The organism is Actinoalloteichus hoggarensis (genome assembly GCF_002234535.1).
Taxonomy (GTDB): Bacteria; Actinomycetota; Actinomycetes; order Mycobacteriales; family Pseudonocardiaceae; genus Actinoalloteichus_A; species Actinoalloteichus_A hoggarensis.
The window spans coordinates 3942300-3967288 of sequence record NZ_CP022521.1 but is presented as its reverse complement, the minus strand read 5'-3'; the positions used below and the strand labels follow the sequence as shown (position 1 = coordinate 3967288).

The window sequence follows — 24989 nt, the reverse complement described above, 5'->3', positions numbered from 1 at the left end:
TCGAAAGACTTTAGTCTGGTCGTCCGACAGCGATGATCACGTGACCGGAGCACTCGCCGCTGCCCCGATGGTCCGCGTCGACCACGAGGGTGTTCCTCGATGTCCGCATTCGGGGCGGGAGGACGTCGGGCCGCTCGCGGGATTCGCCGATCGGGCCTGCGCCCGCCCGCGTGCCCCCGCCGTCGAGATCGATGCTGCCCGCCGACGGCGACGGGGCGTCGATGGCGGGCCGCGCCGCTGGACCCCGCCGCCGGGGCTCGCCGAGCGGGAAGGCGTCGATCAGTCGCTGGTGAGGGCACGCCAGCGGTGCGCCAGACTCACGTCGCCGGTGATCCGCACCGCCTCCGGCGGGAGCCGGTTCCACAACACCAGGTACAGCGTGGCGGCCGGACCCTCGTACACGCAGTCGGCGGCCGGCGGGTCCGCCGAGACACGCACGGTCCGCGGCGGCTCGTCGGAGAGCCGCACGATCCAGTCCGCCTCGGCGACGTCGGTGACCCGCACCCGCAGCGTCTTCGGCGAATCGGTGCGCACGGGACTCCGCTGTCGTGCGTGGAACCCCGTGAGCAGCTCGTCGATGCCGCCCGCCGCGAACTCCGGGTCCAACGGCGAGATCGGCAGACCACGGGCCTTCTCGACGTCCACTCGGTGTACGGCGGTCTCGTAGGCCTGGCGACGTGCCCAGAAGATCGACGGGGAGGGTGCCGGGAGGAACGTCCAGCAGGCGAGGTCGGGGGGCGCGGCCCGCAGCGTCGTGACGAGCCGGTCCAACCCGTCACGCAGCCAGGGCAGGAGCGCGTCGTCGGACATCGCGGGCGGTGTCGGCAGTGCCACCGGCTGGTCTCGTCCCTCGGCGACGAACGCGGTGGCCCAGCGATGGACGGCGCCCAGATGTCGAAGGAGGTCCCGCACCAGCCATCGCGGACAGTCCGGGACGGGGGCGTCCAGGTCGGCGGGGCGCGCGGCCTCGGTGACCAGCCTGCCCTCGTGGTCGAGCGTCTCGATGTAGTCGGCGATCCTCACGGTTCGACCATGCCCGCGCCGTGGGTGCGACAGCAAGGGACGGGGCGGCGCGGCATCCACCAGGACGTGGCCGCCGCCTCGACGCCGCAGATCCCGGACTGCCGTCGTCCGTCCCGTCCGTCCCGTCGGTCCCGTGATCGGACACCCGGCCGGTGCGGTCCGGCATCGACGTCCGCCCCCGTACCCGCTCGGCACCGGCACCGGCACCGGCACCGGCACTGGCACTGGCACTGGCACCCGTGCCCGCACGGCACCGGCTCGGCCGCTCGATCGCGGGTGCCCGGTGCGACTCGCGACCGTCGTGCCACACCGGTACGCCCGGCCTGCGGCCCGTCGTCCTTCACCGCGCCCGCGTTGACGGCGCGGGACGTCCGGCGCCTCGACCGGCCGCCGCATCGACCGGCCGCCGACCCGCCCGGCCGCCGACCCGGCCGACGCCGCACGGGAACCTCCGGCCCGCCGACGATGAGAACGCCTCGTGTGCCGCGGCGCGGGGCCGCTCAGCCGATCCGATGCCAGTCCGCCGCCGTCACCTCGTGTCGCAGTGGCTCACCACGGTGGAATCGCTCGATCTCCGCGATCACGAGATCGCCCTGCCGTCGCCGAGCCTCCACCGTGCCCGCCGCCTCGTGCGGGGTGAGCAGCACGTTCGGCAGGTCGCGCAGCGGATCGTCCTCGGCGAGAGGCTCGTCGTCGAAGACGTCGACGGCGGCGTCGATCCGGCCGCTGCGCAGCTCGGCGAGCAGCGCGACGGGGTCCACCAGCCAGGATCGGGCGGTGTTGACCAGGCCGGCGCCGTCGGGCAGCAGCGACAGCTCACGCGGACCCAGCAGGTGTCGGGTCTCCGGCAGCACCGGGGCGTGCAGGGCGACGATCCGGTTCTCGGCGAGCACCTCGTCGAGCGTCGCGACGCGCACGCCCAGCTGTTCGGCCTCGGCCTCGGTCAGGTAGGGATCGGCGACGGTCACCGTCGCCCCGAGCAGCCGCACCAGCCGGATGTACTCGCGCCCGGTGCGCGACGCCCCGACGACGCCGATCCGGCCGGCCGCCAGCTCGTGCCGGGGCGGCGCGGCCTTCGCCCTCGCCCAGCCCGCTCCCGCGTGCAGCGCGTGGTCGAAGCGGGGAATCCGGTGCAGCAGCGCCAGGGTGAAGGCCAACGCGACCTCGCCGACGGGATAGGCCATCGCCGCGCCTGCCTGTGTCACCCGGATGCCCCGTCGCCACACGGCGTCGGTCACGAACGGCTTCACCGTGCCGCCGGTATGAGCCACCAACGCCAGCCGCGGGGCCGCCGCCAGCGTCACCTCGTCGAGCACGGGGGCGCCCCAGCCGGTGATCAGCACCCGCGTGTCGGCGGGAAGCGGGTCGGACTGGGGCACGACGCGCAGCGTGCCGAGTCCGGTCAGCGCGGCGAGCGTGCCGAGGTCGTCCGCCGTGCCGACGTCCCCCACGCCGCTCGCCGATCCGTCGAGGACCGGCGACCGTTCCTCGGGCTCGCCGGAGCCTCGGGCACCGCCTTCACGGGGATCCTCCCCGGCGTCCTCGCCCGTGCCGCACCGCGTCCGCGTACCGATGCCGGGCCCCCGCTCGGCACCGAGGCTCGACGCAGGCCCTCCGGCGTCGGCCGATCCGTCCACACCGGACTGCGCGGCCCCGTCCTCGTCCCGGCCTCGCCCGACCGCCGCTCCCGCGTCGAAGAACGCCTCGCGCCACCGCCGGGGCACCGCCACCACGATGCTCATCGCAGCCACCGATCCCGGTTGGCCGCGACGAACTCGTCGTCCAGCAGCCACGGATAGGCCGCGCGCACCCGGTCGATCTCGGCCGCCTGCCCGGGGGAGAGGCTCTCGGCGGGATCCAGACACCAGGTGCCCGCCAGCAGGCCCTGCCCGCGCAGCACCTCGTGCACCCCGGCGATGCAGCCGCGGAAGGCGTTGTCGACGTCGAAGACCGCGCCGTTGGCGTCGGTGAGCTGCGGGGCGCGCTCGACGGCCAGCCGCAGTGCCGCGCCGTCGCCCTGCCTGGCCCGGCGGGCCAGCTCCCAGGTCCGCACCGCGCCCGCCGTCCACACCGCCCACTGTCCGAGCAGGCCGCCCACCACCCGGCCGCCCCCGCCGCCGAGCAGGTCAAGCAGGATGTTGTCGTCGTTGCCGGTGTACAGGGCGACCTCGCCGCCCCGATCGGACTCGGCCAGGCCCCTGGCGACGTCGAGGGTGCGGTAGCGGTCGAAGGGCGCGGCCTTGACCGCCACCACCGACGGCAGGTCGGCGAGCCGCCGCCAGAAGTCCACCGTCAGCCTGCGGCCGCCCACCGCCTCCTGAAGGTAGAAGCCGATGACGGGCAGCACTCGGCCCACGGCGGCGGCCCGATCCAGCAGCGCCGCCTCGTCGAGCTTCGCGAGCCCGCCGGGGGACAGCAGCACCGCGTGATAGCCGAGCTCGGCCGCCAGCTCCGCCTCGGCCACGGCCTGGGCGACCGGCCCGCAGGCGCCCGCGATGCGCAGGAACGGTCGGTCGCCGACGTGGGCGTCCATCGTCTCGGCCGCCAGTTCCAGCACCGGCCGCAGCAGGCCGACGGACGGCTCGCGGATCGCGAACTGAGTGGTGTGCACGGCCACGGCCAGGCCGCCCGCGCCCGCGTCGACGTAGTAGCGGGTCAGGGCGCGCTGGCGGCGTTCGTCGAGTCGCCTGCCTGCGGTCAGCGCCAGCGGATGCGCGGGAATCACCGTTCCGTCGGCCAGCAGCGCGGCCTCGGCTTCGGGCAGGGCGGTCGAGATCATCAGAACCTCCCATCGCGACGCTGGAACTTCGTCGGCTTGTTCCACAGCACCCCGCCCGAGCCGATCCACTCCGCCTGCCAGTCCAGCAGCGTCCCCAAGGCCACGTCGGGGTAGCCGAACAGGGCATGGCAGCGGCCCGCGTCGTTCAGCAGGGCGCTGGGCGCCTCCTCCCCGGTGAACACGGCCGGCACGCCGAGGCGCTCGGCGAGTCCCAGGGCGATCCGGCGGGTGGAGGCCGTCTCCGGCCCGGTGAGGTTGAGGACCAGCGGCGGGCTGCTCGCCCTGGTCATGGCTCGGAGGGCGACCTCGTTGGCGTAGCGCTGCCAGACGACGTTGACGTGGGAGGTCGTGACGTCGACCGGCTCGGCGGCGGCCACGGCCCTGCCGACGTCGGCGAGCACGCCGTAGCGGGGTTCGACGGCGTAGTTCAGCCGCAGCACCGCGATCCGCGTTCCCCTGGCGTCCGCCGCGTGCTCCAGGACCCGCTCCCGGCCCAGGCACGCCATCGCGTACTCGCCGACCGGCCCCGGCGCGTCGTCCTCGGTGCAGCCCCCGGCGGCCACGGGGACCAGCGGGTAGACGTTGCCGGTGGAGAACGCCGCGATCGCGCTGTCGGCATAGCGGCGGGCCACCAGCGCGGGCAGCACGGCGTTGACCGCCCAGGCGTGGTGCGGCGCCGCCGAGCTGCCGAACTTGGCCCCCACCATGAACACCACGCCCGCCGCGTCGGGCAGCGCGGTCAGGTCGGCGTCGAGCGTGAGGTCGAAGACCACGGGTTCGACGCCCTCGGCGCGCAGCCGGTCGGCGACGGCGGCGTCGGTCCAGCGGGACACGGCGTGCACCCGCAGGTCGGTGCGGCCCGCCTCGTCGGCGGCCCGCCGGGCCATCCGGCACAGTGTCGGGCCCATCTTCCCGCCCGCGCCCAGCACCACCAGGTCGCCCGGCCAGTCGGCCGCCTCGGCGACCAGCGCGGCCGACGGCGCGGACAACGCCGTCTCCAGTGCGATCTCGTCGGTGAACATGTCGCTCCCTATCCCTTGATTCCCACGGCCACGGCGTTGTCGGTGATGTAGCGCTGACCGACGAGGTAGGCCAGGAAGATCGGCACGAAGGCCACCACCGAACCGGCGAACACCTGCGACAACGGGATCTGCTCCGCCTGCAGGGAGGCGATGCCGGTGGTCAGCGTGCGCATCGCCGGGTCCTGTCCGACCAGCAGCGGCCACAGGAAGTCGTTCCAGTGCCACAGAAAGACGAAGATCCCCAGGGTCGCCAGGATCGGCCTGCACAGCGGCAGCACGATGCGGGCGAAGATCCGCCAGTCGCCGCACCCGTCGATGCGCGCGGCCTCGATCAGGTCGTCCGGGATGCCCATGATGAACTGCCGCATCAGGAACACCGCCTGCACGTTGGCCAGCCCCGGCAGGATCAGCCCCCAGTAGGTGTCCACCCCGCCCGAGCGTGCGACGAGGATGAACAGCGGGATCAGCGTCACCTGGTACGGCACCATCAGCATGGAGACCAGCGACCAGAACATCACCTCGCGGCCCCGGAACCGCCGCTTGGCGAAGGCGTAGCCGGCCATCGCCGAGATCAGCAGGATCAGCACCACCGACACCAGGGCGTAGACCAGTGTGTTCGCCATCCACCGCCACACCTCGGGCGTCGCGAAGATGAGGCCGAACGATTCGACGGAGAGATCCCAGGGCACCAGGCTCGCCGGGAACTCGACGGCTCCCGGCCTGCGCAGCGACAGGATCACCATCGCGTACAGCGGGAACATGGTGACCAGGGCGCACACCGCGGCGATGAGGTGGGTGAGCACCTTGGCCACGCCTCGGGGCGCGAACGGGTCCCGCGTGGCGGTGGTTCGACGACCGGCCGAGGGCCTGGTCAGCCCGTTGATCGTGTCGACGACCGACATCAGGACTCCCTGCCCACGGTGGCCCGCTGGATGAGGGCGATGACGAGCGTGAGCACGAACAGCACGACGCCGATCGCCCCGGCGTAGCCGAAGTCGAAGTTGACGAAGCTCTCCTGGTAGAGGTCGAACACCAGCGAGTAGGTGGCGTCGACCGGGCCGCCGGAGGTCATCACGTAGATGGTGTCGAACGCCTGGAAGGAGAAGGTCGTCTCGATGATCACCAGGAAGAACACCGCGGGCCGGAGCTGCGGCAGCACCACGTGTCGGAAGCGACGCCACGGGCCCGCGCCGTCGACGACCGCGGCCTCCTCGAGTTCGCGGGGCACCTCCTGAAGCCGGGCGAGGATGATGAGCACGCCGTAGCCGAACCGCGTCCACACGCCGACCAGCGCCACGGCGGGCAGGGCGAAGGTGCCGCTCTCCAGCCAGTCGGTGACCGGGAACCCGAAGGCGCTCAACACCGTCGACCACGGCCCGCCGCTGGAGAAGATCCAGGTGAACACGACGCCCGCCAGGATGAGACTGGTGACCACCGGAAGGAAGAAGATCGACCGGTACAGCCGCGCGCCGCGGAAGGCCCGTCGCGTCAGCAGTGCCAGGCCGGTGGCGGCGACGATGGTCAACGGCACCGAGATCAGCGTGTAGACCAGCGTCACCCGTAAGGCGTTGAGGAAGCCGGGGTCCGCGACGAGTCGCTGGTAATTGAGCAGGCCCTTCCACTCCAGGTTTCCGCCGACGGTGTAGTTGGCGAAGCTCAGCAGCACGCCCGCGATGGCGGGACCGAAGCGGAACATCAGGAACAGCAGAAAGCAGGGCAGGACGAAACCGAGCCCGATCCAGCCGGGGGACAGCGGTCTGCCGCGTCGGGCGCGGCGCGCGATGGTGGTCATCAGACGGCGACTCCTCGTGGCGAGGCGGACGGTGATCCGCCGCCTGGACATCGGGGCGGGGAAGGACGGCGACGCGGAGGTCAGCTCGCCAGCAACGGCTCGGCGACCCGCGCGGCCTCGGTGAGCGCGTCCTGCGGAGACTGCTCGCCGAGCAGCGCGGACTGCACCAGCGGCGCCACGATCTGGAGCACCTCGCGATAGCGGGAGTGCGGTTCGCCCGGTGTGGTCAGCTCCAGGTACTGCTCGGCCTCGGCGAGCACCGGATCGTCCGGGTAGAGGTCGGTCACCGATTCCCTCGGCGAGAAGTACCCGGCCGCCCTGTTGTAGTCGGACATGACCTCGGTGCTGGTCAGATACGCCATCCAGGCCCGGACCGCGTCGGGGTCGCGTGCCTCGTGGAAGACCGCGTAGCCGCCGACCGTCCCGTAGGCGGTCTGCACGGCGCCGGTCAGCGGCGGGGTGATCCGCAGATGCTCGCTGCCGCCCATCGCCGCGGCGGCCTCGGTGGGACCCATGTTGTAGACGCAGGCGACCCGGCCCCTGGCCATCGGCGACTGGTCCGGCTGGTAGGCCTGGGTCAGCGCCGAGCGGTCGACGTACTCCTCGTCCACCAGCGTCGTCAGGAACTCGAGCGCGGCCACGCCCTCGGGGCCGTCCACGGCTAGCCGGTCGCCGTCGTCGGTGAAGACCGTGCCGCCCGCCTGCCACAGGTACTGGTAGAAGTTCATGTTCAGCGCGGCCTGGAGATCGCCCTGGTAGTGGGTGGCGTAGTAGCCCTGTTCTCGCAGCACGGGCGCGATCTCGAGTAACTCCGCCCAGGTGCTCGGCGGCTCCACGCCGGTGGCGTCCAACACCCGCTGATCGCAGGAGCCCACCAGCGCGCTCATCAGGATCGGAGCGACGTACGGGATCTCGTCGATGCTCAGCGCTGCCAACGCGTTGTCCCGGTAGTCCGCCATGGTCTCCTCGGGGAGGAAGTCCTCGATCGGGGCCAGGACGTCCTGCGCGTGGTAGCGGCCCACCTGGTCGGGGATGAGATAGCCGACGTCGGGTCCCTTGCCCGCGAGCAGGGCGGTGGTGAGGGTGGCGTCGCGGTTGGACCACGGCTGGGAGACGACCTCGACCCGGATCTCCGGGTGTCGCTCACGGAATCCCGCCACGGTGCGCGTCCAGAACTCCCGATCGGCCGTCGGATCGGTGATGATCGGATACGTCCACATCGTCACGGTGTCCCGGCCGTCGTCGGGGCTGCCGCAGCCGGTGAGCAGGCCGCACACCGAGACCACCGCCGTCAGCGCCGCCGCGAGTCGCGTCCTCCGCATGGCCACCACCTCCCAATTGCGGACACGACCGTATATTCGTGGTGGTGGGGCGTCAAGAACGAGCTGTTCGCGCGGACCGGATCGCCGCGTGCAGCACCGCTCGGCTGCGTGTCCAGTCGACCTCGCTGCTCGCGCCCGCCGCCATGCGCAGCACCGCGCGCATCGTGCCCCGATAACCCAGGGCCTCCCGCGGATCGGCGCCCTCGAGCACCGCCTCGGCGCGCCCCGAGCTCGTGTGCAGCGTGACGGCGTAGCGCTCACCCGGCCCGACACCCACGACCTCCACCGTCGCGGGCAGGCCGTCGGGTCCCCGCAACAGCAGGACGCCGACGTCCTCGGACGCCGTGTCGTGCACTCGCGCCGCACCCAGCGCCGCGACCGGGGAGAAGCCGGTCTGCGGACGCAGCACCGCGTCGAGCAGCTCGATGCCGTGCAGTCCCACCGAGAGCAGCGTCCCGCCGCCGGTCGCCGGATCGTCCTGCCAGGCCCGTTCCGGGGCCAGGAACGCCCCGATGTCGTGCGCCACCTCGGCGCGGGCGGCCAGGACGTCGCCGGGTGCGACGCGTGCGGACAACTCCGCCACGGCGGGGGAGAAGCGCAGCACCGACGTGGTGAGGAAGCGGTCCGGAGCCTGGGCGACGGCCGCGTCCAGCGTGTCGAGTCCCCGCTCGTCGACGGCGAGCAGCTTGTTGCCGAAGCAGGGGATGCCCGCGGCGAGCACCCGCCGCACCGCCTCCGGCGCGGCGGCGGGCCGCATCGTCACCACGACGACGTCCGGTCGGGCGGCCAGCAGCGCGGCAGGGGAGTCCACGACGCGACAGGGGTGGTCGCCGCGGAAGCGTGCCAGGCGCTCGGGTTCGTCGGACCACACGACGATGTCGTCGACGCCGAGCGAACGGGCGACGCCCGCGTCGGTGAACGGGTGGGAGTGAGCCAGGCCGAGGAATCCGATCCGCATGGCGGCAGTATCACGGGCCGCCCGCGGGAGCGGGGAGTCCTCGCCGGAACCGGTCTCCGACGTCGTGCCGGTCGAGTCGGCGGCGGCGCCGAGTCGATCCCGCACGACTGCTAGCTTTTCGGTCGTGACCGCAACGATGTCCGGGGAGGCGCAGGCCGACGGACCCCGGTTATTCGACTGCGACCTCCTGTTGGGTCGACACCCCGGCAGCGCGACGGAGTCCGACGCGGCCTCACTGGCGGCCCGACTCGCCGGCCTGGGGGCGACCGGCGGGCTCGTGTGCTCGCTGCGGGCCGCGATCCTCGGGCTGCGTGCCGGAAACGACGAGGCACTGGCCGCCGCGCGGGAACAGCCGGGGCTGATCGCGGCGGGCGTGCTCGACCTGCGCGACCCCTACGCCTCACTGGCCGAGATCGAGCGGCTGGCCGTCCTCGGCGTCCGGGCCTTCCGCCTGCTGCCCGACGCCCAGCACGTCCCGTCGACGGCGCCCGGACTGCGGCGGATCGCGCGGGAACTGGCCGAGCGCGGCCTCGTCGCCCTCGTCGAGGGCGACCTGCGGGTCGGCTGGCAGCCCTTCGTCGGGCGCGACGCACAGGTGGTGTTCCTGGACGCGCACGCCTACCATCTCGGCGACCTTCGGCTGCTCTGCGCGGACGAGCCCGGCTTCCATGCGTGTGTCCGGCAGCTCGTCGGTCCCGACTCGCTGGAGCGACTCGCCGCGACGGTGGGAGCCGACCGTCTGCTGTTCGGCACCGCGACGCCGACGTTCGACGCCGAGCCGGTGGCGTTGCGGCTGCGCCGATCCGGTCTGTCGCAGGCCGAGGCGGAACTGGTCGGAGCGGGCAACGCGGCGCGGTTGTTCGGTACCGCCGATCACCCGGGGCGCGGGGCCGCGGCACGGGGGGCCGACCCGCGGAGCACGGGAGCGGCCGGTGCGGGCGTGGCCGAGGTGTCCACGACCGCCGATCCAGCACGACCGCGCGTCCCGCCGTGGACGGACGGGGCGCGAGGCGGCATGCCTGCCACACCGGCGCGCCCGCCCGCGCCGGTGTACTCGGTGTCGGACCCGGCGGAGATCTCCCCGGCGGCGAGTCCGTCGGGCGCCAGAGCGTCGGCGGGAACCGCTGTGGTGGGGGCTGTGTCGGCGGGACTCGCCGCGGTGAGGACGGCGGCGGCGACTCGGACAGCGGAGTCGGCCGTCGACGTCGCCCGCGTCGTCGACGTCCATGGCCACGTCGGCCCCCAGCCCTTCGACTGCGCGGTAGGCGATCTCGCCGTCACCGGCGCGGTGCTGGACCGGCATGGCATCGACTGCCAGCTCGTCTCGCACACCGAGGCGATCTTCTACGACGCCGTGGCCGGAAACCGGACGCTGGCCGCCCTGCTGCCTCGGGAGCCTCGGCTGCGCGGCATGGTCGTCGTCGACCCGCGCAGGCTGCCCGAGGCACGCCGCGACCTGCGCGAGCTGATCGGCACGGGCTTCGTCGGCGCGAAGATCCACCCGCCGCTGGCCCACGTGCCGATCGCCGCCCCGGAGATGCGGGCGGCGCTGGAACTGGTCGCGGAGCACGACGTCCCCGTACTGGTGCACACCTGGGGCGAGGACCTGCTGGACCTGGCCGAGGTGGTGGCGATGGTGCCCGGCCTGCGGGCGATAGCCGGACACATGGGCGGCCCGGCCTGGCGGCTGGTGCCCGCGGCCGCGGCACGCTGCGACCGACTGTGGTTCGAGCCCAGCCTGTCTCGCGCGCCCGGCGGCCGGCTGCGGTGGGTCCGCGATCGGATCGGCGTCGACCGGCTGTTGTTCGGCACGGACGCCACGCTCACCGATCCCGCCTCGGCGCTCGGCGCCGTCGAGGCGGCCGGGCTGCCCGCCGACGAACTCACGGCGGTGCTCGGCGGCAACGCCCGACGTCTCTTCCGGCTGTGACCCGACGCGACGCGCGGCGACGGCGAACACCGGCGGAGCGCCGGGCCGAGACCTCGGCCCGGCGGACGAACGGACCGGACACCCGGAAGCCGGGATCGTCCGGTCCGTTCCGCCGTGCGCGACGGGCGGGCTCAGTGGCCGCCGACTCGTCCGGCGAGTCCCGACGGCGCCGTCCGGCGGACGCCGATCGGCGGGGCACACCGGAGCGAGTAATCACACCCGCGCGGCAGTCACACCGCGCGGGCGCCGATCAGAAGGCGCTGATCTGGAAGACCCCGATGTCGTCCGCCGAGGTGCCCTGATCCGGGACGGACTCGTTCAGCGACGCCTCCACCGCCACCCAGCCGTGGAAGCCGCCGTCGCTGTCGATGATCTGCATCATCGGCTTGACGTGGGAGTTTCCGGTGTAACAGTGCTCGCCGCGCCCGTCGGCCAAGGCGGTCCGCCAGTGCCACAGGGTGTCACGTCGATCCGTCGCGGTCGGGTTGGCGGTGGACAGGTAGTACTCGGTCGCCGGAGTCCGGCCGCCCAGACAGCGCGCACTGTCACACCGCTGCCAGTCCCGCATCCAGAACGGGCCGCCCGACCCCTCGTCCAGATACGGCCGCCCCGCGTCGGTCTTCCAGAGGTGGTAGTCGTGATCGAGCGTGGTGTGATCGAAGGCGGCGATCTCCGCCATGGACGCCCGCTCATGCCACGCCGCGTTGCTGCCGTAGCCGTATCCGTGCGTCGCCCCGAAGGAGCTGCCTCTGAAGCCCAGCGCCGCGAGCTTGCCGTCGATCGGCTCGCTGACCGTCCACTCCTCCCAGCCCGCGCCGACCCAGGTGATCCGCAGCACCGAGCCGGTCACCGTGTAGGTGCCCTCCAACCGCTGAGGCGGAGACGACGCCTGAAAGCCGTTGGCGGTGTACACCTGGCAGGCGCGCGCCACGCAGTCCACGCCGCGCACGCCGGTTCCGGTCCGCCGTACCCGATTGCGCTGACTCCAGTGGAAGTGCGACTCGAACACCTCGCCGTCCGCGGTGAGCGAGTAGTTCCCGAGCCGAACCCAGTTCTGTCGCGATCCGGCGTCGAGACCGCCGATCGCCACCACGAACCGGTGCATCCCCGCCGGGGCGCCGGACTGGGCGACGGCCGAGGGCGCGAGCGTGAGTCCGGCGAGCGCCGTCGTCAGCGCGGTGGCGAGCAGCGCCCGCCAGAATCTGGATCTTCTCATCGGTGACCTCCGGTGCGTGGGTGAGACCCGGCCGGACGGCCGGATCGGGACCGAGGCGGGGCCGGCACGGCAGCGCGGCGCCGCGCCGACAAACCGCGCACATTCCGCCGATCGTGTGGATCGCGGACCGGATGAGTGACGGTCGACAGGCCGTAGACTCCCCGGACGTGATCGAGGGCGAGGGGGCGTCGTGGGCGGACTGACCATCGGGGTGGTCGGGCCAGGAGACCTCGTCGATCCGATCGCGGTCGTCGCCGAGGACGGCAGGCGCAATCGGGCGATACGGATCGCCTACCAGCACGAGGACGACGCCTCGTCGCTGGTCGCCGAGCATCACGACGAGGTCGACGCCTGGCTGTTCACCGGAGTGGTGCCGCACACGATCGCCGAGGACGCCGGGGTCGTCGGACACCCGGCCGAGCACGTGTCCTACAGCGGCGTGACGCTGCTCAGCGACGTCATCCGGCTGCTGCGGGACGGCCGGGAGATCCGGGCGTTGAGCATCGACACGCTGGAGGCGGCCGAGGTCCGCGAGACGCTGACCGCCGCGGGCCTGGAGGCCACGGCCACCGAGATCCTGGAGTATCGCGGCGGCCAGACCGGAGCGGACGTGGTGGCCTTCCACCGGCGGGCGGTGGACCGGCTCGGCCCCGACACGGTGATCCTCACCTGCCTCGGTTCGGCCTTCGCCGCGCTGCGGGCCGACCATCCGACGGTGCGGATGGTCCCGTCGCGGCGAGACACCCGAGAGGCGGTCGCCTCGCTGGTCCTCAAGACACAGAGCCATCGTTACTCGGACGCGCAGGTCGCCGTCGGCCTCGCCGAGGTCGACGGCGACGACACGCCGCTCACCGGCCTCTTCAGCAGGCTCGGCGCCAGCCGATTCGACGTGGGCGAGGGCCGGTCGGCCTTCGTCACCACTCGGGGTCCGTTGTGGACGGTGACGCATCGGTTCACCCGGCTGCCGGTACTCGCCGAGCTCGCCGAGAACGCCGCCCGCGCGCACCTGGGCATCGGCATCGGACGGTCCGCGTCGGCCGCCGAGTCCGCCGCGGGCACCGCGCTGGGCAAGGCCGTCGACGGGGGGCCGGTCGCCGCCGCGCTCCTGCTGCCCAACGAGGCGCCCAGGATGCTGTACGCCGAGGAGGGCGGCCGAGGGCTCGAACCCGCCGCCGACCTGCGCCAGCTCGCGGGTCGGGCAGGGGTGAGCCCCCGGACGCTGCTGGTGATCCGCGATCTGCTCGAACGCACTGAGAGCACCCAGGTCACCGCACACGACGTCGCCGATGCCTTCGGCATTCACGAACGCAGCGCGCGGCGACTCGTCAAACAACTGGAGCGGGCGGGCATCGCGGTGCCGAGCGGCAGGCGGATCAGCGGTCCGGGCAGGCCGTTGGTCGTCTACGAGCTGACCCTCTGAGAATCCGTCCGACTCTGGTAGGGAGTCCAGATGACGACACAGCAGACCCCGCCGGGCCGCGGGACCACCCCGCCGTCGGGACACCCGCCACCGCCGTTCGACGGCACGCCTGGGCCCGCCGCCGAGGCCCTGATCGACGCCCTGCGGTATCGCCTGCTGCCCGCCGTGCTCACCCCGATGCACGCCGACGGACGGGTCGACCTCGGCGAACTGGAGCGCTACGCGACGGGCCTCCTCGCCGCCGACCGAGTCGACCCGCTCGGCGGGCCGCCCGGCATGGGAGCGTCGGGACTCCCGACGGGTCCGGCGGCCGACGTCGCGTGCGTCGCCGACGCCGCCGGGAGCATGATCGACGACCCGCGGCGCGGACCGGGATTCGGTGAGACACCGGACACTCCGACGCCCTCGATGAGCGGCTCGCCGGCGGCGGGGCGCCTCGGCGACGCCGGGAACGGTGCCCTGGGCGGCGTCGCCGTCTGGGCGCACACCGGGCGCGGCCTGCGGCTGGCCCGCGCCGACCGGCTGAGGGTGCTTCAGACCTTCCGGCAGGTCACCACCCTGCCGATCGTCGCGGGGGCGGGGACCCCCGACGACGGGACCGGCACCGCCGAGGACGAGACCGTGCGGATGGCCGTGGACGCCGCCGAACACGGCGCGGACGCGGTGATGGTGTATCCGCCCGCGGCCCTGCGCGGATCGGCTCGCCGGGACGCCGAGGTGCTGCGGCTGCACGAGCGGATCGCGGCGGCCGTGGACCTCCCGCTGCTCGGTTTCTACCTGCACGGCGAGGCGGGCGGTTACGAGTACCCGACGTCCCTGCTCGGGGAGCTGTCGACCCTGCCGTCCGTCGCGGGCGTCAAGCTGGCCACCCTGGACCGCGCGATGGCCTGCCAGGACGCCATCATCGAGATCCGACGACACGGCAGACTCGCCGTCACGGGCGAGGACCGCATGTTCGGGCCGTCGTTGATGTGGGGCGCCGACGCCGCCCTGGCCGGCATCGCCGCCGCCCGCGCGGACCTGACGGCCTCGGTGCTGCGGTCCTGGCACACCGGCGCCCACGCGGCGTTCCACCGGGACTCCGCGGCGCTGGACCGGTTCGCCGCCGTGACGTTCTTCGCACCCATCGAGGGCTATGTGCAGCGCATGTTCTGGGCGGCGGTCCACGAGGGACTCCTCGCCGAGCACGCCGCGCACGATCCGTACGGCCCCGCGCTGCCGCCGGGCGACCGCCAGGCCGTGTCGGACTGTCTCGACACGCTCACCGCACGGCCGCGGGCGGCCGACTAGTCGCGCGGGGCCCGCGAGGTCGGCGGCGGGCGCGCCGAGGCGGCGCGTGCCCGAGAACAGGAACGCCCGCCGACGCCGTCGCGCCGCCCGCCGTGGGAGGGAGGACATCCCCGCCGCCGTCCGGCCGCCCAGCCCGCGGTCAGCTCGGCCGGTACCGCAGCAGCTCGGCGCCGTCGTTGGCGAAGACGTCACCGCTGGAGTGCACGAACATCCGGTACACGCCCCGATCGGTCAGGACCTCCAGGCTCCCGTCGGCCGCGTCGATCCTGGCCAGACCGACACCGGGCATCGAGGCGTAGAGATCGCCGTCGACCGCGTTGTAGTCGAGATCGGCCAACGCGTAGCCGCCGTCGACCGGCCAGGAGTACGCGGCGTGGCGCTGCGAGCCGAGCAGCGTGCCGTCCTCGGGATCGACCTGGAACACCAGCCCGGCCGTGACGCCCCAAAGCCTGCCCTCGCCGTCGAAGGTCAGGTCCGAGACGGTCCGCTCGCCCGCCACCGGGATCGTCTCCCACAGCTTCTCGCCGTTCTCGACGTCCCAGGCCAGCAGTCGCGCGTCGGTCTCGGTCTCCACCGCGCCGTATCCGCCGTAGACGGAGGTGCCCACGTAGAGCACGCCGTCGCGGTAGGCCAGCGCCATCACGCTCTGGTCGGCCACCAGGTCGGAGTGCACCTCGCTGGTGCCGTCGACGGTGTCGTGCAGCACCAGCGAGCCCCCGAGATAACCGCTCTTGTTCACCGTGCCGACGGCGATGGTGTCCGGGCCCGCCTCGACGAGGGCGAACGTGCGATCACCGAAGGAGTCGTCGCCGTTGTAGACCTCGGCCGGGTTGACCTTCCCGCCGTCGTCGATGTTGGCCCATTCCCAGGGCCGATCGCGGTCCCATGCGTAGACCCGGCCACGGGGGTAGGCGCCGAGGTAGACGCCGTCGTCGGTGGTGAGCATGCCCATGACCTCGGAGAAGCGCTCCGACGTCAGCACGTCGCCGGTCTCGCCGTCGACCATGGCGAAGGCACCGGTCCCGGTGCCGCCCGTGAGCACCGAGCCGTCCGGCCCCTCGGCCAGAGAGCGCATCCGCACCGGGTTCAACTCTATGTCCGAGGCGAAGATCCGGTGCGCGCCGGTCTCGGGGTTGAACCAGAAGACGTCGCCGGTGAGCAGCAGTCCGAGCACCGACTGACCGGGGAACTCCGGGTCGGCCAGGCTGCCCAGCCCGAGGGACCGGAGCTGCGCGGTGTAGGGGAAGACCAGGCCGGTGGCCGCCGTCTCGCCGGTGGTGACGTCGTAACCGGTGAGGACGCCGTTCTGGGAGAAGTACACCCGACCGTCCTCGGCGACCGGGGTGACGTCCAGACCGCTGACGCCGGGGAACTCCGCCAGCCATTCGCCGTTGATCAGGTCGCGGACCAGCAGGGTACCGTTGAGGCCGGTCTTGGTGACCCGCACGAACAGCCGGTCGCCGACCACGTTGACGTCGTAGACGACCTGATCGAGGTCGGTGCCCTCGGGCAGGGCCACCTCGGCGCGGTCCCCGCTGTCGACGTCGATCGCCACCAGATGCGCATGCGGCTGCGTGCCCGCGTAGAGCGTGTCGCCGTACAGTCCGACGCTGCGGACGTAGCTCTGCCCGTCGGCCACGGTCCCGTAGTCGCGCAGCTCGGCGGTGGCGGGATCGTAGCGGAAGGCCTTGCCGTTCGGGTACGTGCCGCCGTAGACGACGCCCGCGTCGTCGAAGGCGAGCTTGTACAGATGGCTCTCGGAGGCGAAGAGCCTGCCGTGATCGGCCAGGTCGTCGGAGCCGGGCTCCCATCGCAGGAGCCTTCCCGTGCTGGTGGTCGCGATCCAGACTCCGCCGTCGGGCGCCACCGCCACGCCGTAGGAGTGCGCGCCCCTGCCGAGATCGATGCTGTGCTTGACCGCTCCGGTGTCCCCGTGCAGCACGGAGAAGACGCCCATGTCGTCGTCGCGGCTGGACACCGTGTAGATCTCGGGAGTGCCGTCCTCGGCGACGCCGACCGCCCCGCCGATCGTCGTGGTGGCCAGCATCGGCGTGCCGAGCGAGACGACGGACGAGGCGTCGGCGGACGCGGTGCGGTGTGCGGCAGACTCGCCGCCGTGCGGGGCGACGGAGTCCGCGGTCGACAGGCGGCTCGGCCCGGTCGAGTCGCCTTCGACCGAGTGGACGGGGATCGGCGGTGTCGATTCCGCCGCGGCCGAGGCGGGCCGTGTCGAGCCCGCCGCGACACCGGACAACGCGAGCAGCGCCGCGACGGCGACGGCCGCGGTGCGCGGCGGCCGAGCCCCGCCGAGGATTCGTGAGCACGAGGGGATCGACATGGCTGGTCCTCCCTGGTGTGACGACGACCGACCGCCGCCGAGCCCTTTAAGGACGGGGCCGAAATTAGCCACGCCGTCGTGGGGAAGTCAAGGATTCCGCCGTGCGGCCGATGTTCGCGGCCCGTCGCCCACCCGCGAGACGATCTCCCCGCTGCGCACGGTCGCTGTGGTCACGGCGTCGGGAACCGATCGGCACGCGGACGACCGTCGACCCGCGGGCCGGCCGTGGCGGCCGACCGTCGTTCGACCGCCGGCCGAGCAGCGGCCCGTGCCGGTGCGCCGATCGGCGTCGTGTCGGGGCGCCGAGGCTCGGCGCCCACCAGGGAGGTCGAGTCCGACGACCCGGTGCCCGCACCGGGTCATGACCCTCCTCGGAGGTGATGATCGGGCCGTGTCCTCTCCGCCCCGGCACGGCCGCATCCCGAGTCCGCGCCGGTGCGGCGGGGGACAGGGCGGCGAGCACTCGAGGTCCGGCACACGGGCGCGTCCCGGGAGCACGGACACGGCTGATCGCGCCACGCTGGAGAAATCATGATCGATCGTGTGATGGCAGGGCGGGAACCGCCTCGTTAACGTGGTGTCGTGGGGCTGGCGGCCGCGGCCGGCCTCACATGCGAGAGCCCGGCGCACCAGTCCTCGTCCTCCCGTCCTCCGCTCCGGGGCCGTGCCGGCCGCACGCCGGCGCGGCACCCTCCGATCACGCCGGCCGCGCACCGCGGCCCGACCGCTCTCCCACACACCCCCGCCGTCTCGCCGACCCCGCCGATCCCCGCGTCCCGTGTTCCCCACCAGCCCCGCCTGAGTCCGCGACCCCATGCCGGCCCCGAAGCCCTCCCTGCCTCCCGTCTCCCTGCCCGCTCCCGGCCGGCCCGCGCGGCTCGGGCGCTGTCGAAGTCTGTGAGGTCACCGACGATGGCGGTGCACATGGCACCTGTGCGGAGCATCGACCCCGCGCTCCGCGAGTCCTATGCGTTGTGTCGGCGTGTCCATGCCACGCATCGCCCGACCTACCTCGCCACCCGACTGCTGCTGCCGCCGTCGATCCGGCCGCACGCGCACGCGCTGCTGGCATTCTTCGCCGCCAGCGACCGGATCGCCGACGTCGGACAGCTCCGCGTTCGCGAGCGTGCCTTCCGTCGTTGGTCGGCAGCGTCGATGGACGAGCTCAGACGTGGTGAGAGCCGACATCCGCTGCGTCGTGCGCTGATCAACACCAGTCGGGTGCACGACCTGCCTCCCGAGCTGTTCGGCAGGTTCCTGGAGGAGACCCGGGCGGATCTGACCGGCTCGTCCGGCTTCCAGACCTTCGAGGACCTCCGGCGGTTCCTGCGCGGCGTCTCCGGGACCGCCGCCGTCGCCGGCGTCAGCCTGTTGAACCGCCCGGACCCGGAACTCGAGCGCCTGGCCTCCCTGATGGGCGAGGTGCACCACCTTATCGACGTCTTCTGCGACTACCCCGAGGATCTGCCGCAGGACCGGGTCTACGTGGCGGCCGAGGACATGGAGCGGGTGGGCGCCGACCGCACGATGCTGCGCTGGGGTCCGCCCAGCCGCGCCCTGGACGAGCTGGTCCGGCACCAGGTGCGGCGGGCACGCGGACTCCATCGGGAGTCGATCGGCCTCGTGGCGCTGCTGCCCGGTCGATACCGGCCGTTCGTGCTGACGGCGGTGGAGATCCACGCCGAGTATCTCGACCTCGTGGACCGGATGGGGGCCAGAGCGTTGCGGGATCGAGCCACGCTGAGCCGTGCCCGACTCCTTCGGCTGGCGCTGCCGCAACTGCTCCTCGGCCGGGGACAGGCGCATGCGGGCCGGGGGCGCCTCGGGGCACCGGGTCGCGGCGACGTCGGGAGAACCGGATCTCGTCACCTCGCCTCGGTGCACGACGGACACACCGAACAGCCGTCCGGCATCCCGACCGAGGGGGAGAACCCGTGAGCCTGCCCGTCGAGCCGATGCCGCGTCCTCGGCGTCCACTGCCGCCTCCCGCCCATCCCTCCGGCGCGCGGGCGCCGCGGATTCCGGAGCGCAGGCTGCCGCGTCACGTCGCGATCATCATGGACGGCAACGGTCGTTGGGCCGCGAGCCACGGCGCCGCCAGGACACGCGGGCATCGCGGCGGCTCGCGGGCGACGGTCGACGTCGTCGACGGTGCCGTCGAGATCGGCCTGGCGCAGCTCAGCCTCTATGCCTTCTCCACGGAGAACTGGGCGCGGCCCGCCGCCGAGGTCGACGGGATCATGCTGCTGTTGCACGAGGTCCTGCGCGACAACATCGAGCGGTGGCACGAGCAGGGCATCCGGGTGCGCTGGTCGGGTCGCCGGACCCGCGCCGCCCCCGCGCTCCGTGCCGAACTGGAGGCCGCCGAAGACCTCACACGACACAACGACGTGCTGACCGTCGCGGTGTGCTTCGACTACGGCAGCCGCACCGAACTGCTCGACGCCGTCCGGCGGATGGCCGTCGACGTCGCCACGGGGCGGGTCGACCCCGCCGCGTTGGTGGAGCAGGATCTCGCGGGCTATCTGTATCAGCCGGACATGGCCGAGATCGATCTCCTGGTGCGCACCGGCGGTGAACAGCGGATCAGCAACTTCCAGCTGTGGCAGGCGGCCTACGCCGAGCTGGTCTTCGAGGACACGCTGTGGCCGGAGTTCGATCGCCGTCATCTGTGGCGCGCGATGCAGACCTACACCGTGCGGCAGCGCCGGTTCGGCGGCACGGCGGAGGTGATGCCGGGCGGGACGGCGGCGTCGTGAATCGGGCGCCGATGCCGTTGCGTCGATGCCGTTGCGTCGGTGTCCCCGAAGCGTGACGTCCGAACGCCGGGATGCGGAATCCTGAGCCGGGCCCTCGGAGCCGACGGTGGCGGTACTCGCAACCGGCTGTACTCGGTGTCCGGCGTGTCCGCGGCCAGCCGCACCCGCTGCCGGAACCGCCCGGTGTCGGGAGTACTCGGTGTCGGAAGCGCCCGGGCGCGAGGTGCCCGGAGTCCTAGGGTTCGGGCCCGTCGGAAGGAGAGCTGCCCGCGGCGGGGTCGCGGGCGGGGATGCACGGGGAAGGGATACGCAGGTGTGGCCCGCTCGACGTCGTGAGGCCGACGCCGGGCCCGCGTGTCCCGGTGGGTCGACTCGGCGCGGCGGTCGCCGTTTCGTGCACCTCGCAGGCCTCCGATGACACGTGCCACCGGAGCGGCGGCAGCCGGGTGAGCGGTCGGCGGGCAGCCGGTGTGCGGGCGGACCAGGCGGGCTAGCGTTGATATGTGAAAGCACAACGAGTCCTGCACTGGATCACCTCGGCGCATCAGGCGGTCTATCGACGCACGGACGGCCGGGTGGGCCATCGGCTGCTGACCCGCCCGACTCTGCTGCTGACCACCACCGGACGCCGCACGGGGGCGCCGCGGACGGCGTGCCTGGTGTACGCGAGAGACGGAGCGGACCTCCTCGTCGTAGCCTCCAACTGGGGTTCGGAGCGTGCCCCGGCCTGGCTGCACAATCTGCGGGCCACACCGCGATCGGAGGTCCAGGTCGCGCGGTGGCGGACGGCGGCCGTCGCCGAGGAGTGCCTGCCCGACCATCCGGATCACCCGCGCCTGTGGGCGGCCGTCAACCGCGTGAATCGGGATCTCTACCGCCAGTACGCGACGAAGCTGCGCCGCCCGTTGGCGGTGGTCCGCCTGACGCCGGTGGCCGCCGAGACGTCCGCCTGAGCCAGGCCTCCCCGCCGTCGATCCGCGGCACCGTGGGCCGACGGCGTCGACCGGCGGACGTCCCCGGCCGGGGTTCGCGGGCGTTCCGTCGGGTTTGAGGCGCTCCGCATGCGACCGTGATGGCCGCCGCCCGGATCGCCGCGCCGGTTCTTCGGCGGCTCGCACGGTGGTTCGACGCGGCACCGCGGCTCGTCCGTCCTGCGTCGGGCCTGCCCAGTGCCCGCGTGCGCATCCTCCGAGATCGACCCGTCGTTCCCACGGAGTACGGCCGCGTCGCCTCCCCCGCTGGACGGGCGGCTCGGCGGCGTGCGGCTGTCGTCGGCGGGTTCGCGCCGCATGTCGTACGCGGCGCGACCTCCACCGCCGTCCGCCGGACCGAGGACCGGCCGATCTCGAGGAACGGCGCCCATCAGGGAGCCGAGACCGCACCGCGGCGATGCGAGGCGGCCCGACGAGTCCGCGGTCGGGCGACGTCGCTGCCGATGTCGCTCGGCGGAGCCGGCTGCATCCCGCCCGTCGACGAGGCGGTGGTGACACACCGAGTGAGCCGATGCGAGATGCGTCGGGACGGGCCGTGCGTCGCCGCGTCGGACGGGACGTCCTGTCCGGGTGGCCCGGGGGTCATGACACACCCTCGGAGCGGACCGTGTCGCGGAGACGACACGGGTCGGGGTCTGTCGGGCCGTCGGCGTGCGGCGTCTCCTGCCGCGGCATGCTCGGCCCGGTCTCGCGCTGTCCGGTGCTTCGGCGTCGACGCCCAGGCCGCGAGGCCGTCAGTCGAACTCGGTGATGAATCCGGTGATCGCCCGGCGCAGCCCGGCCTCGTCGATGCCGTGCAGGCGATCGTGGTCGGCGGGAACGCCGTAGCGGCGCGACTCGTTCCGCCCCACGCCCAGCCCCAGCACCCGATGCCGCAGGCCGCGCAGCGCCGCGGTCACCTCGGCGGTGGAGGTGCCGCGCAGGTAGGGCTCGACGAGCACCACGTCCGGGCTGTCCAGCGTCGTGCGCAGCGTCTCGGCGTCGAACGGGCGGACGGTGGCCGCGTAGAGGACGGTGACGTCGAGTCCCTCGGTGGCGGCCAGTGTGCGGTCGGCGAGCGGCCCCACCGCGATGACCGTGCCTCGGGAGCCCCGCCGCAGCACCCGCATGCGTCCGTCGCTCACGTCCCGCGGCAGGCGGTTGCTGTCCGAGGCCAGCCGCAGGTAGACCCGGTCGTCGCCCGGCAACGCGGCCCGGAGCAGCGCCTCGGCCTCGTCGGGATGACCCGGCACGTGCACCGTCCAGCCGTCGAGCGTGTCGAGGAGCGCCACGTCACGGTGTCCGAAATGCGTCTCGCCGCCCTCCGGCCAGTCGTAGGAGGCGCCCGCGCTGACGAGCACGGCGCCGACGCCCTGATGCCCGAGGTCGAGTTTGACCTGTTCCCAGGCCCGTTCGACGAGGAAGGCGGCGAAGGTGTGCACGATCGGCCGCATACCGGTGAGTGCGAGTCCGCCTGCGGCGCCGACGAGCAGCTGCTCGCGGATTCCGACGTTCACGACGCGGTCGGCGATCGACGGCGGTACCTCCTCCAGGTAGTTCACGCTGATCTCGGCGAGCACGGCGACCAGCCGCGGCTGGTCGGCGAGCAGTCCCGGCAGCAGCCGGTAGAAGCGGTCACGCTGGTTCTCGCCCGGCACGGTGCGCGTGGTCGCGGTGTCGGCACTCATCGGGGCTCCTCGGGGTCGACGTGGGCGACGACGACGTGCGGCCGGTCGTCCGTCGCGGCGGTGAAGGCGCGCTCCAAGGCGTCGTGGTCGCGCCCGTCGACGTCCCGGGTGGACCAGCCCTCGACGGCGAACCGGGCCGCGATGCCGCCCGGCCACCCGGCCGAGGCGGAGGAGTTGTCGATGACGACCGTCGTCAGGTTGCCGAGGTGACGGCGCCCCGCGACCTGGATCGCCTCGGCGTTGCTGCCCTCCTCCAGCTCCGCGTCGCCGACGAGCACGACGACCGCGGCCCGGTCTCGCCCGGTCATACGCAGGCCGAGCGCGGTGCCGACGGCCAGCCCGAGACCGTGCCCGAGCGAGCCGGAGCCGATCTCGACTCCGGGAACGAGGGTCCGGTCGGGGTGGTAGCCCAACGGCGAGTCGAAGCCGCCGAAGGCGGGCAGATCGGCCACGGGAAGGAAGTGCTTCGCGGCCAGTACCGCGTAGTACGCCATCGGCCCGTGGCCCTTGGACAGGAGGAAGCGATCGCGGTCGGGATCGTCGACTCGGTCGGGGGCGACCCGCAGGATGCGGTCGTACAGCACCCAGAGGACGTCCAGCGTCGAAGTGGCGCTGGCATCGTGCTTCTCATCCCCCGTCATCAGGGTGAGCAGCGCGGCGAGATCGTCGTAGCCGTGGGAGGCCTGGTTTGGTGCACTCATGCGGACCAGCATTCAACCTGAAGAATGCTTGAGGTCAAGGAGGATCATCCGGAAGAGTGGGACTGACGCTTCGTGACCGGGCAGGCCCGGCGGCGGGCACGACCGCACGTCGCGTGTGTGCCCCGCATCGACGCACACCGGAAGACTCCGGCCGGGACGCCCGGCTCGGCGCGTCCGACGCCGGCCGCCCACGCGCCTGTTCGACCCGGCCGCATCGATCGCGCTCGACGGCATCGCCTGCCTGGTGTCGGCGATGACGCGGACCTCGATGCCACGTCGGCTGCCCGCGGCCGGGCCCCGCCCCGTCGCCGGGATCAGTCGCGGGGGGAGGCGAGCGTGGCCAGCTCGTCCTCGGCGATCTCCGAGTAGCCGCCCTCGGTGATCGCGGCGACGACGGGATACCGCCCGTGAGTCGCGTCCGGCCCGCCGGTGGCCGTGTCGTCGTCGGCGGCGTCCACGAGCGACTCCAGCATGATCCGCACCGCCTCGTCGCGAGACAGGCCGGGGCGGTACAGCTTCTTGAGCGAACTCAGCGCGAACTGGCTGCCGGAGCCCGCGCCGCCGAAGTCGGTCTTCTCCGAAGTCGATCCGGCGATGTCGAAGGTGAAGATCCGAGCCGCCCCCTCGTGATGATCCCAGCCGGCGAACAGCGGCACCACGGCGAGCCCCTGCATGGCCTGCGGCAGATTCCCGCGCATCATCACCGAGATGCGATTGACCTTGGCGGGCAGGCTGAGCTCCACGCCCTCGATCTTCTCGTAATGCCGGAGCTCCACCTGGAACAACGCCACCATGCGAATGGCGACGCCGACGGCGCCCGCGAAGGCGATGCCCGAATGGCTGTCGGCGGGCTCGACCTTGCGCAGGTCGCGCTGGGCGATCAGATTCCCCATCGTCGCCCTGCGGTCGCCCGCCATGATCACGCCGTCGCGGTAGTGCAGCGCGAGCACGGTGGTGCCGTGGCGGTACTCCGGGTCGGCGCCGCCTGCCTGGTACTGGGGGAGCGTCTGCGGCGCGTGTTCCCGGACGAGCTGGTAGAAGGACGAGCCGCCGATCGACATCAGCGCGGCGTGCGGGTTCGTGGAAGCCTGCGGTGCCCTCAGCGTCACGAGCCGTCCTCTCGTTCGTCGCTCCGCGGCCGGCATGCACCGTGCGGACACGGTCGTGCCGACGACCGTGATCACCGTATCGCCGCGACCCGACGGACACCAGGGCGGCGTCGCTCGGCAGGCTCGGGGCACGGTCCGTACCGCATGGGCGGTGCGCCGATGCGTCGTCGTGATCTCCGGCCTCCGGTCGTCGGTTCCGCCCGGACGCCGTCGCCGGACGCCGTCGCCGTGAGGCCGTCAGCCCACGCCGTTCCCAGCCGAGGACCGACGGCGGCGCCGGCGGGAGCAACGGAAGGCGGGACGGATTACCCGAGATGGTCGCTGCCTCGCGCGGCGGATTCGGGGGAGTCTCATCTCGGGAGGTCGCCCATGACACCACCGAGCCGCGACGCCGTCCGCGTCGAGGTGCCCCGTCTCGTCGGTCGGACCGTGCGGATGGCGATCGCGATGGGCCACGAGGTCGGGCTGGTGGTGGCGGGCACCGATCTCGACGGACCGCCGCTGATCTCGCGGGCCTGGCCGGGAGTCTGGGTCGTCACCGCACAGGTGCCCCGCCCTGGCACGCTGGTCCACCGGGGCTCGCTCGTCGTGGTCGACTTCACGAAGGAGTCGGCCGTCTAGACGCCGATCTCTCATACCCGCCGACGCGCCCCGCGGCCGTCCGCGTCGGA

20 protein-coding genes are annotated in these 24989 nt (G+C 72.9%); 7 read left to right on the top strand and 13 right to left on the bottom strand.

From position 1 onward, the window contains the following. Window positions 1–279: 279 nt before the first annotated feature. The 8 genes from AHOG_RS16935 to AHOG_RS16900 form a co-directional block, all read right to left on the bottom strand. The gene (locus AHOG_RS16935; RefSeq protein ID WP_093942226.1) at window positions 280–1023 is read right to left on the bottom strand and encodes a maleylpyruvate isomerase family mycothiol-dependent enzyme; all 744 of its coding nucleotides are present in this window, start codon (window positions 1021–1023) and stop codon (window positions 280–282) included. Between the two features lie 500 nt (window positions 1024–1523). Continuing rightward, window positions 1524–2765 carry a hydroxyacid dehydrogenase gene (locus AHOG_RS16930; protein ID WP_093942225.1) on the bottom strand — a complete coding sequence of 414 codons (1242 nt, stop codon included), beginning with the start codon at window positions 2763–2765 and terminating at the stop codon, window positions 1524–1526. Continuing rightward, the gene (locus AHOG_RS16925; RefSeq protein ID WP_093942224.1) at window positions 2762–3802 is read right to left on the bottom strand and encodes a dihydrodipicolinate synthase family protein; all 1041 of its coding nucleotides are present in this window, start codon (window positions 3800–3802) and stop codon (window positions 2762–2764) included. The genes AHOG_RS16930 and AHOG_RS16925 overlap by 4 nt, the downstream gene beginning before the upstream one ends. Further along, entirely contained in the window at window positions 3802–4824 is a 1023-nt protein-coding gene (locus tag AHOG_RS16920) for an NAD-dependent epimerase/dehydratase family protein (protein ID WP_093942223.1), read from the bottom strand. The genes AHOG_RS16925 and AHOG_RS16920 overlap by 1 nt, the downstream gene beginning before the upstream one ends. Before the next feature lie 8 nt (window positions 4825–4832). After that, window positions 4833–5726, bottom strand: a complete 894-nt coding sequence (locus AHOG_RS16915) for a carbohydrate ABC transporter permease (RefSeq protein WP_093942222.1) — start codon at window positions 5724–5726, stop codon at window positions 4833–4835. Next, entirely contained in the window at window positions 5726–6616 is an 891-nt protein-coding gene (locus AHOG_RS16910; protein ID WP_093942221.1) for a carbohydrate ABC transporter permease, read from the bottom strand. Before AHOG_RS16910 ends, AHOG_RS16915 begins: the two co-directional genes overlap by 1 nt. Window positions 6617–6696: 80 nt before the next feature. Then, a complete protein-coding gene (locus AHOG_RS16905) occupies window positions 6697–7938 on the bottom strand; it encodes an ABC transporter substrate-binding protein (protein WP_157736867.1) in 1242 nt (413 codons plus the stop codon). A gap of 52 nt (window positions 7939–7990) precedes the next feature. After that, window positions 7991–8896 carry a Gfo/Idh/MocA family protein gene (locus AHOG_RS16900; RefSeq protein ID WP_157736866.1) on the bottom strand — a complete coding sequence of 302 codons (906 nt, stop codon included), beginning with the start codon at window positions 8894–8896 and terminating at the stop codon, window positions 7991–7993. Between the two features lie 124 nt (window positions 8897–9020). Here AHOG_RS16900 and AHOG_RS28690 point away from each other — a divergent pair, with 124 nt between their 5' ends. Next, window positions 9021–10826, top strand: coding sequence for an amidohydrolase family protein (locus AHOG_RS28690; protein ID WP_169725872.1), 1806 nt, complete (start codon window positions 9021–9023; stop codon window positions 10824–10826). Window positions 10827–11076: 250 nt separating this feature from the next. On the opposite strand, the gene AHOG_RS16890 is transcribed toward AHOG_RS28690, so the two are convergent. Further along, window positions 11077–12042: a hypothetical protein gene (locus tag AHOG_RS16890; RefSeq protein WP_093942218.1), complete on the bottom strand. Its 966-nt coding sequence runs from the start codon at window positions 12040–12042 to the stop codon at window positions 11077–11079. Window positions 12043–12232: 190 nt separating this feature from the next. On the opposite strand from AHOG_RS16890, the gene AHOG_RS16885 reads away from it, so the two are divergent. Further along, window positions 12233–13462, top strand: coding sequence for a helix-turn-helix domain-containing protein (locus tag AHOG_RS16885; RefSeq protein WP_093942217.1), 1230 nt, complete (start codon window positions 12233–12235; stop codon window positions 13460–13462). 30 nt (window positions 13463–13492) lie between these two features. Further along, window positions 13493–14752: a dihydrodipicolinate synthase family protein gene (locus tag AHOG_RS16880; RefSeq protein ID WP_211290424.1), complete on the top strand. Its 1260-nt coding sequence runs from the start codon at window positions 13493–13495 to the stop codon at window positions 14750–14752. Window positions 14753–14891: 139 nt separating this feature from the next. On the opposite strand, the gene AHOG_RS16875 is transcribed toward AHOG_RS16880, so the two are convergent. Next, window positions 14892–17090: an outer membrane protein assembly factor BamB family protein gene (locus AHOG_RS16875; RefSeq protein WP_093942216.1), complete on the bottom strand. Its 2199-nt coding sequence runs from the start codon at window positions 17088–17090 to the stop codon at window positions 14892–14894. A 912-nt stretch (window positions 17091–18002) separates the two neighbouring features. Between AHOG_RS16875 and AHOG_RS16870 the strand changes: the two genes are divergently transcribed. From AHOG_RS16870 to AHOG_RS16860, 3 genes are all read left to right on the top strand, one after another. Then, window positions 18003–19028 carry a phytoene/squalene synthase family protein gene (locus AHOG_RS16870; protein ID WP_093942215.1) on the top strand — a complete coding sequence of 342 codons (1026 nt, stop codon included), beginning with the start codon at window positions 18003–18005 and terminating at the stop codon, window positions 19026–19028. Then, window positions 19025–19849, top strand: coding sequence for a polyprenyl diphosphate synthase (gene uppS / locus AHOG_RS16865; RefSeq protein WP_311770147.1), 825 nt, complete (start codon window positions 19025–19027; stop codon window positions 19847–19849). Before AHOG_RS16870 ends, uppS begins: the two co-directional genes overlap by 4 nt. 503 nt (window positions 19850–20352) lie before the next feature. Beyond that, window positions 20353–20802: a nitroreductase/quinone reductase family protein gene (locus AHOG_RS16860; RefSeq protein WP_093942214.1), complete on the top strand. Its 450-nt coding sequence runs from the start codon at window positions 20353–20355 to the stop codon at window positions 20800–20802. Between the two features lie 773 nt (window positions 20803–21575). Here the strand turns inward: AHOG_RS16860 and AHOG_RS16850 are convergent. The 3 genes from AHOG_RS16850 to prcB form a co-directional block, all read right to left on the bottom strand. Next, a complete protein-coding gene (locus AHOG_RS16850; protein ID WP_093942212.1) occupies window positions 21576–22508 on the bottom strand; it encodes a transketolase family protein in 933 nt (310 codons plus the stop codon). Beyond that, complete coding sequence (locus AHOG_RS16845; protein WP_093944529.1) at window positions 22505–23209, bottom strand: thiamine pyrophosphate-dependent enzyme; 705 nt, start codon at window positions 23207–23209, stop codon at window positions 22505–22507. The genes AHOG_RS16850 and AHOG_RS16845 overlap by 4 nt, the downstream gene beginning before the upstream one ends. A 314-nt stretch (window positions 23210–23523) precedes the next feature. Further along, on the bottom strand, window positions 23524–24318 hold the full coding sequence (prcB, locus tag AHOG_RS16840; protein WP_245856274.1) for a proteasome subunit beta: 795 nt from the start codon (window positions 24316–24318) through the stop codon (window positions 23524–23526). Window positions 24319–24687: 369 nt separating this feature from the next. Here prcB and AHOG_RS16830 point away from each other — a divergent pair, with 369 nt between their 5' ends. Continuing rightward, window positions 24688–24939: a hypothetical protein gene (locus AHOG_RS16830; RefSeq protein ID WP_093942210.1), complete on the top strand. Its 252-nt coding sequence runs from the start codon at window positions 24688–24690 to the stop codon at window positions 24937–24939. Window positions 24940–24989: the final 50 nt, after the last annotated feature.

Excerpts from the sequence above, each read along its gene's own strand:
- AHOG_RS16930 (WP_093942225.1), bottom strand. The coding sequence starts at position 2,765 with ATGAGCATCGTGGTGGCGGTGCCCCGGCGGTGGCGCGAGGCGTTCTTC.
- AHOG_RS16925 (WP_093942224.1), bottom strand. The coding sequence starts at position 3,802 with ATGATCTCGACCGCCCTGCCCGAAGCCGAGGCCGCGCTGCTGGCCGAC.
- AHOG_RS16920 (WP_093942223.1), bottom strand. The coding sequence starts at position 4,824 with ATGTTCACCGACGAGATCGCACTGGAGACGGCGTTGTCCGCGCCGTCG.
- AHOG_RS16915 (WP_093942222.1), bottom strand. The coding sequence starts at position 5,726 with ATGTCGGTCGTCGACACGATCAACGGGCTGACCAGGCCCTCGGCCGGT.
- AHOG_RS16910 (WP_093942221.1), bottom strand. The coding sequence starts at position 6,616 with ATGACCACCATCGCGCGCCGCGCCCGACGCGGCAGACCGCTGTCCCCC.
- AHOG_RS16905 (WP_157736867.1), bottom strand. The coding sequence starts at position 7,938 with ATGCGGAGGACGCGACTCGCGGCGGCGCTGACGGCGGTGGTCTCGGTG.
- AHOG_RS16900 (WP_157736866.1), bottom strand. The coding sequence starts at position 8,896 with ATGCGGATCGGATTCCTCGGCCTGGCTCACTCCCACCCGTTCACCGAC.
- AHOG_RS16890 (WP_093942218.1), bottom strand. The coding sequence starts at position 12,042 with ATGAGAAGATCCAGATTCTGGCGGGCGCTGCTCGCCACCGCGCTGACG.
- AHOG_RS16880 (WP_211290424.1), top strand. The coding sequence starts at position 13,493 with ATGACGACACAGCAGACCCCGCCGGGCCGCGGGACCACCCCGCCGTCG.
- AHOG_RS16875 (WP_093942216.1), bottom strand. The coding sequence starts at position 17,090 with ATGTCGATCCCCTCGTGCTCACGAATCCTCGGCGGGGCTCGGCCGCCG.
- AHOG_RS16870 (WP_093942215.1), top strand. The coding sequence starts at position 18,003 with ATGGCGGTGCACATGGCACCTGTGCGGAGCATCGACCCCGCGCTCCGC.
- AHOG_RS16850 (WP_093942212.1), bottom strand. The coding sequence starts at position 22,508 with ATGAGTGCCGACACCGCGACCACGCGCACCGTGCCGGGCGAGAACCAG.
- AHOG_RS16845 (WP_093944529.1), bottom strand. The coding sequence starts at position 23,209 with ATGAGTGCACCAAACCAGGCCTCCCACGGCTACGACGATCTCGCCGCG.
- AHOG_RS16830 (WP_093942210.1), top strand. The coding sequence starts at position 24,688 with ATGACACCACCGAGCCGCGACGCCGTCCGCGTCGAGGTGCCCCGTCTC.